At 67.6% G+C, this 7,080-nt stretch carries 5 protein-coding genes; 4 read left to right on the top strand and 1 reads right to left on the bottom strand.

The features are described 5' to 3' along the window. Window positions 1–19: 19 nt before the first annotated feature. Window positions 20–1,453, bottom strand: a complete 1,434-nt coding sequence (locus tag QN350_RS18660; RefSeq protein WP_322140362.1) for a CCA tRNA nucleotidyltransferase — start codon at window positions 1,451–1,453, stop codon at window positions 20–22. A 79-nt stretch (window positions 1,454–1,532) separates the two neighbouring features. Between QN350_RS18660 and QN350_RS18655 the strand changes: the two genes are divergently transcribed. The 4 genes from QN350_RS18655 (at window position 1,533) to trxA (ending at window position 6,999) form a co-directional block, all read left to right on the top strand. Next, window positions 1,533–3,917, top strand: coding sequence for a DUF6049 family protein (locus QN350_RS18655; RefSeq protein WP_323517092.1), 2,385 nt, complete (start codon window positions 1,533–1,535; stop codon window positions 3,915–3,917). Further along, window positions 3,910–5,529 carry a murein biosynthesis integral membrane protein MurJ gene (gene murJ, locus QN350_RS18650; RefSeq protein ID WP_322138527.1) on the top strand — a complete coding sequence of 540 codons (1,620 nt, stop codon included), beginning with the start codon at window positions 3,910–3,912 and terminating at the stop codon, window positions 5,527–5,529. Before QN350_RS18655 ends, murJ begins: the two co-directional genes overlap by 8 nt. A gap of 162 nt (window positions 5,530–5,691) precedes the next feature. Continuing rightward, window positions 5,692–6,666, top strand: a complete 975-nt coding sequence (gene trxB, locus QN350_RS18645) for a thioredoxin-disulfide reductase (protein ID WP_322138526.1) — start codon at window positions 5,692–5,694, stop codon at window positions 6,664–6,666. Between the two features lie 9 nt (window positions 6,667–6,675). Continuing rightward, the gene (gene trxA, locus QN350_RS18640; protein WP_134448545.1) at window positions 6,676–6,999 is read left to right on the top strand and encodes a thioredoxin; all 324 of its coding nucleotides are present in this window, start codon (window positions 6,676–6,678) and stop codon (window positions 6,997–6,999) included. Window positions 7,000–7,080: the final 81 nt, after the last annotated feature.

Here is a 7,080-nt window from a genome sequence, read left to right as displayed (position 1 = left end):
GTGGTGGGCGGGGGCGTGGCTACTGGCCGTGGCCCGCCCACCACGCCTGGAGACGGCGCGTGGCCTCCTCGACACCGAGGGGCCCGTCGTCCAGGCGCTGCTCGAGCAGGAACCGGTAGGCCTCTCCGACCTCACGCCCCGGCTTCACGCCGAGGATCTCCATGATCTGCTCTCCATCGAGGTCAGGCCGCACCGCGGCCATCTCCTCCTGTTCGGCCAGTTCGCGGATGCGCTGTTCGAGGTCGTCGTATGCGAAGCCGAGCCGGTCGGCCTTGCGCCGGTTGCGGGTGGTGACGTCTGCCCTGGTCAGGATGTGCAGCCGTTCGAGCTGGTCGCCGGCGTCGCGCACGTAGCGGCGGACGGCCGAATCTGTCCAGGCCCCCTCGGTGTACCCGAAGAAGCGCAGGTGCAGCTCGATCAGCCGGGACACGGCCGCGATCGTGTCGTTGTCGAACCGCAGCGCCCGCAGGCGCTTCTTCGCGAGCTTGGCGCCGACGACGTCGTGGTGGTAGAAACTCACGATTCCGCCGGGCTCGAGCTTCCGGGTCGCCGGCTTCCCGATGTCGTGGAAGAGGGCGGCGAGCCGCACGATCAGGTCGGGACCGCCTGGAAAGCTGTCCCGGGACTTCTCGTAACCGATCGCCTGGTCGAGCACGGTGAGGGTGTGCTGGTAGACGTCCTTGTGGTGGTGGTGCTCGTCGACCTCGAGGCGCAGCGCCGGAATCTCCGGCAGCACGATGTCGAGCAGGCCGGAGTCCACCAGGAGTTCGAGGCCGCCGTGCGGGTTGTCGGAGAGGAGCAGCTTGCAGAGCTCCTCGCAGACCCGTTCCGCCGAGATGTTGCGGATGCTCGACGCCATCGCGTCCATCGCGATCGCGGTGTCGAGGTCGAGGGTGAAACCGAGTTGGGCGGTGAACCTGGCGGCACGCATCATGCGCAGCGGGTCGTCGCCGAAGGAGATCTCGGGCGAGATCGGCGTCCGCAGGACCCCGGCCATGAGGTCGCCGATACCGTTCGCCGGGTCGACGAGGGTCAGCCCCGGAAGGCGCAACGCCATCGCGTTGACCGTGAAGTCCCGGCGGAGCAGGTCGTCCTCGAGGCTGAGGCCGAACACGACCTCCGGTTTCCGGGTGACCCCGTCGTAGCTGTCCGCCCGGTAGGTGGTGATCTCCACGGTCTCGCCGGCGACCTTCGCCCCGATGGTTCCGAAGGCCCGGCCGATGTCCCACTGCGCCTCGGAGATCGGGGTGACGATCTCGAGGATCCTCTCGGGCGTGGCATCCGTCGTGAAATCGAGGTCGTGCAGGGTACGTCCGAGGAACGCGTCGCGCACCGGACCGCCCACAAGGGCAAGCTCGTGACCCGCGGCCTCGAAGGCAACGGCGAGGCGGGATACGGAAGGAGTGGCAGCCAGGTCGCCCAGCCGCGTGAGGGCTGTCGCGACGCTCTGCATGCCCCCCATGTTAGTTCCTGGTCGCCGGCGCGGCAGCCGCAGACCGGTTACTCAGGGCGTACGCCGTAGAATCCCCTATATGGTGGCCGAGTCAAGTACTGCGCGTCGGCCCGCGCTCCCCTCAGCGGCGAGCAGCCGCTGGTCGCACCTCAGGGTCCCCGTCTCCGCGCTCCTGATCGGCATCCTCGCCGGACTCATTACCCTGGCTTCGTCCGGCGTCATCCCCGGCGCACCGACTCAGGCCGCCGCCGCCGCCGCCGCGGCCACTCCCACGCCGGCCCCGACAGCGGATGGCGCGACGACGGACCCCGTCACGGTCACGGTGGCCCCCGTCTCCCTGGCGCCTCTGCGGTCAGGTCAGGACCTCGCGGTCACGGTGCGGATCACCAACGACAGCTCCGACACCATCACCCCCGGTACGATCGAGCTCTACCTCGCCGAACGAGCCCTGACCACTCGCAGTGGACTCAGCGCCTGGCTGCATCCCACCAAGACAGGCAAGCCCGGCGACCTGATGCTGCGCTCGGCCCTTCCGGCAGCCATCCCGCCGGCGGGAACTGCAACCGTCGCCATCTCGGTGCCCTCCGCAAAGATCGGCCTCACCTCGGGCAACGCCTGGGGCGCCCGCGGAATCTCGGCCACGATCACCGAGGACGGGTCCGTCCTCGCGCAGGGGCGCGGCACCTTCGTCTGGTACTCCAACGAAGTCGTCACCCCGGTCGGGCTCGCCGTCGTGATGCCGATCACGGTGCCGGAGCAGACGACGGGACTCATCCCGGCGAAATCGCTCGAAACGTACACAGCGCCAGGGGGCAGGCTCTCCCGGCAGCTCGATGGTGTGATCAATCGCGACGTGACGCTCGCGATCGACCCGATGATCATCGCGTCGATCCGTATCCTCGGCAATACCGCACCGGCGAGTGCCGTGGCTTGGCTCAGTCGCCTCGGCCAAGCGAAAAACGATATATTCCCGCTCGGCTATGCGGATGCCGACCTCACGCTCCAGACCCAGGCCGCTGCCGGAACTCTGCTGGTTCCCATCTCATTCGACCAGTCGATCAGCGCCTCGAACTTCACCTCCCCGACAACGTCAACGCCGACTCAGACGCCGACACCGACGCCGGCGGCAACCGGCAGCGCCCCCGCAGGCTTGACCAACACGGCCACTGGAACAGCGACTCCGACTCCGACTTCGCCCCCGACCTCAGCACCCGTGATCACTCCAGGCACGGTCCCCACGAGTGAGCAGCTCCTGGCCTGGAACTACACGGCCACCGACGTCGGCTGGCCGATGACGGGAACGGTCGCGGCCGCCGACCTCGACGTCTTCACGGCCGGCGGCCTCTCGAGCCTCATCCTCGGCGGAGCCAACACCGCCCAGTCGGACCTCACCGAAACCCCCAACGCGAACGTCGTCCTGGCCGGCGGGCACGGAAACGCCCTGGTCACCGACGAACCGATCTCCGCAGCGCTCCGCGCGGCCGCCAACGCCACGACGGACACCGACTGGCAGGTCGCGATGGCCGAACTGAGTTCCCAGATCGCGGTCGTCTCGGCCGAGCGCCCTGCAACCGTGCGCACCCTCCTCGCCACGTTCGATCGTGGCACCGCGCCCGGCGGTGTCCGGCTGAGCGAGACCCTGGCCGCCCTCGCGGGCCTGGGTTGGCGGGCGCCGGCGACCCTGGCTGCGGCACGCGCTGCCTCGCCGGCCACCGACGTCAGCTTCCAGTCCCAGGCCGTGTCCGACATCCGTCTCGGCCCGGCGCGCAGCCTGCTGCAGCGCGAACACGACATCAGCGCGTTCTCGACAGCACTCTCCAAACCGATCGCCATCACAGCGACGCAGCGGCTGACGAGCCTCGCACTGTTCTCCTCGAGCTGGGCGCAGGACACGGATGCCTGGCGCGAAGCCGTCAATTCAAGCCTCGTGGACTCCTCTGTGTTGCTCTCCTCGATCAGCGTGTCCACGAAGGGTCCGATCAACGTCGTCGGCAGCCAGGTCGACATCCCGATCACCCTCGACAACGCCCTCGGGCAGTCCGTGACGGTGAAGGTGCAGGTCGTCCCGTCCAACGGCCGGCTCATCGTTGGCCGCGATGTCATCGAGGCGACGATCGAGGCCTCCTCGGCCAGGACGGTCAAGGTGCCCGTGACGGCCGCCGTCGGGAACGGTGCCGTCACGCTGAGGATCACCCTCTTCGCACCGGACGGTTCCGTCGTCGGCCAGCCCAGTCAGATTCCGATCAACGTGCGTGCGGACTGGGAGGGACTCGGTTCGCTCATCTTCGCCGCCCTGCTCGTGCTCTTCTTCGGATTCGGGATCTGGCGGAACGTGCAGCGACGCCGCCGCGAACGCACTGCGATCGAGCCGACGCCCGACGTCGCTGTGGAGGCCCCCGTGAACGCGCCTGTCGATCCCCCGGTCGATCCCCCCGTCGATCCCCCGGTCGTGCCGCGTGGCTAGCATCGGGCGCGCAAGCGCATTCCTCGCTTCCGGCACGATCGTCTCCCGCATCCTGGGATTCGTGAAGGTCATCGTCCTCGCCGGCGTGATCGGCCTGTACGGAACGAGCGCCGATGCGTTCGCGCTCGCCAATCAACTGCCGAACACCGTCTACACGATCGTCGCAGGAGGAGTCCTCACCGCGGTTCTCGTCCCTCAGATAGTGAGGGCGGGCCTGCACCTCGACGGCGGCACCGCGTACATCAACAAGCTGCTGACCCTCGCGCTCACCATCCTCGCGGTCACCACCCTCGCTGCGACTCTCCTTGTCCCGGTCATCACGCCCCTCATCGGCCTGCACCTGCCTCCAGCGCAGTTGGACCTCGCGATCGCCTTCGCCTATTGGTGCATGCCCCAGATCTTTTTCTACGGCCTGTACACGGTTCTGGGTGAGGTCCTGAACGCGCGAAAGTCGTTCGGGCCGTTCACCTGGGTTCCGGTGCTCAACAACGTGGTGGCCCTCACCGGAATCTTCGTTTTCGCCCTCGTGGCCGGGACCGACCCCAACGGTGATCGCACGGCGAGTGAATTCACTCCGGGGATGGTCGCACTCCTGGGCGGCACCGCCACGCTCGGCGTCGTCGTCCAGGCCGTCGTGCTCTTCTACTTCTGGCGGAGAATCGGACTGCGCTTCCGCCCCGATTTCCAGTTCCGTGGTGTCGGTCTCGGCGCTGCAGGGAAGACCGCGAGCTGGACCTTCGGCATGCTCCTGCTGAGCACGGCCGCCGGGATCGTCGAGACCCAGGTCGTCACCCTGGCCACGGGCAAGGCATCCGTCGCCGTGCTCGCGACGGCCTGGCTCATTTTCATGCTCCCGCATTCGGTCATCACCGTTTCGGTGGCCACCGCCTACTTCACCGGCATGAGCGAGCATGCCTCCCGCGGTGACGTCGCGAAGCTCAGAACGGATGCCTCGTCGGCTATCCGAGGGACATCGCTCCTGATCGTGCTCGCCTCGACGGTGATCCTCGTCTGCGCCTATCCGTTCTCCGCCGTCTTCACCCAGGGGAAGTTCGAGCAGGTGCAGGGCACCGGCAACGTCATCATCGCCTACATTCTCGGCCTCGTCGCCTTCTGCGTGCTGTTCGTCCTGCAACGCACCTTCTATGCGCTCGGCGACACCCGCACCCCGTTCTTCTTCACCCTCTTCCAGGTCATCCTGGTCGTCGCCGGAGTGCTCGCGTGCTCGCTGCTTCCCCCGGCCTGGATCGCCGTCGGCATCGCGCTCGTCGTGACCGTGTCCGGAATCCTGCAAACGGTTCTGGCCGGCCACCTGCTGCGGCGACGCCTGGGCGGGATCGACGGCCGGCGCATCCTGCGGAGCCTGGTCCGGTACGTCGTCGCCGCGATCCCTCCCCTCATCCTCGGCCTCGGACTACTCCTGCTCCTGGGCGGCACACACGAAGGTGGTTTTGCCGTCTCCGGTCGCCTGGAAGCGATCGTCTCGATGCTCGTCATCGGGTCTGTGATGACGCTCGCCTACTTCGGGATGCTGCTGCTCATGCGCAGCGAGGAACTCCGGGTCTTCCTGGTGCCGCTGATCAACCGGTTCCGCCCGCGCGGCACCAACTAGTCCATCCCACCGGTTGTCGTTCACCGCCCCGGCACGCTGGCAACCGGCCGTGAACGCGGACCCCCGGCCGGGAGGCGCGGAATAGCATCCGATTAGGATGTGTTGTACCCGGCAGCGAGGCGAGACCACCTGCCCCGCCCCCCACTGCGAAGGAGTCTACGCGTGCGTCAGATCATCATCATCGGCTCCGGCCCTGCCGGATTCACGGCCGCCATTTACGCCGCGCGCGCCAACCTGAAGCCGCTCCTCATCGCGAGCTCGGTCGAGGCCGGCGGCGAGCTGATGAATACCACAGAGGTCGAGAACTTCCCCGGCTTCCCCGAAGGCGTGCAGGGGCCCGACCTCATGCAGAAGATGCAGGAGCAGGCCGAGCGTTTCGGCACCGAGGTCGTCTACGACGACGTCACCGAACTCGACCTGACGGGGTCCGTCAAGACCGTCACGCTCGGCTCCGGTGAAACCCACGAGGCCCTCACCGTGATCTTCGCGACCGGTTCCGCCTACCGCAAGCTCGGTCTCGAAGACGAGGAGCGCCTCTCCGGGCGCGGCGTGTCCTGGTGTGCGACCTGCGATGGTTTCTTCTTCAAGGAGAAGGAGATCGCCGTGATCGGCGGCGGCGACTCCGCCATGGAGGAAGCGACTTTCCTGACCCGGTTCGCGAGCAAGGTCTACGTTGTGCACCGGAAGGACACCCTGCGCGCCTCCAAGATCATGCAGGAACGCGCGTTCGCCAACCCGAAGATCGAGTTCGTCTGGAATTCGACCGTTGAGGGCATCACCGGCACGGATGCCGTCGACGGCCTCGTGCTGCGCGACACGGTTTCCCGCGCCGAGCGCGTCCTTCCCGTCGGAGGCGTCTTCATCGCCATCGGCAACGACCCGCGCACCCACCTCGTGCACCAGCAGCTCGATCTCACGACGGACGGCACAATCGCCGTCGCGGGACGATCCTCCCTGACCAGCCAGGCGGGCGTCTTCGCCGCCGGCGACGTCATCGACCCGCACTACCGCCAGGCCGTGACCGCGGCCGCCTCCGGCACCGTGGCTGCGCTCGACGCGGAGCACTACCTCTCTTCCCTCCCCGCGGAACTGCTGGCCAGCGCCGGCGACTCCGCATTCGCAACAGCCACCAACTAAGGAGCACACATGTCCGCACGCGCCGTTACCGACGCGACTTTCGACCAGGAAGTCATCAACAACGAGAAGACCGTCCTCGTGGACTTCTGGGCGGAATGGTGTGGCCCCTGCCGCGCCGTCAGCCCGATCTTGGACCAGATCGCCGCAGAGCACGCCGACAAGCTCGACATCGTCAAGCTCAACGTGGACGACTTCCCCGCCCTCGCCGCGAAGTACCAGATCACGTCGATCCCCGCCATGAAGGTGTTCCAGAAGGGCGAGGTCGTGAAGACCGTCATCGGCGCCAAGCCGAAGGTCGTCCTCGTGTCCGACCTGGCCGCCTACCTGGCCTAAGGTCCGGCCCCGCTCCGGCACGTTTCACGTGAAACCCCGAGCGAAGAAAGTCACGAAGCCCCCCCCGCCCCCCCCCGGCGG

The sequence above is a fragment of the Cryobacterium sp. 10I5 genome, from assembly GCF_035019865.1.
Taxonomy (GTDB): domain Bacteria; phylum Actinomycetota; class Actinomycetes; order Actinomycetales; family Microbacteriaceae; genus Cryobacterium; species Cryobacterium breve_A.
This window is presented reverse-complemented; position numbering and strand designations above follow the sequence as displayed.